Consider the following 304-nt stretch of genomic DNA (forward strand, 5'->3'; position numbering starts at 1 on the left):
CTCACCAAGACCATCGCCCGCTACGGCCGCGACGATCTCCTGTGCATCGACGAACTCGGTTACTTTGAGCTCGACCGACGCGGCGCCGAACTGCTCTTCCAGGTCAAGACCGACCGGGAGGAGAAGAACAGCGTCGCCATCGCGTCGAACGAATCGTTCGGAGGCTGGGACAACACGTTCACCGATCCTCGCCTCTGCGCGGCCATCGTCGATAGCCTCACCTTTGGTGGCAACATCATCGAGACCGGCACCGATTCCTACCGCCTCGCCACCAATAGCGCACGGGCGGCTCAGCAACAGGGCC

General features: G+C 62.8%; 1 protein-coding gene. It reads left to right on the forward strand.

Features of this window, described 5'->3' with window-relative positions; genetic code table 11:
- Positions 1–304, forward strand: a 304-nt coding sequence (locus ACLWS4_RS38405) for an ATP-binding protein (protein WP_416876628.1), incomplete at both ends; no start/stop codon positions are given.

The organism is Kitasatospora sp. SC0581 (assembly GCF_048159585.1).
Taxonomy (GTDB): Bacteria; Actinomycetota; Actinomycetes; order Streptomycetales; family Streptomycetaceae; genus Kitasatospora.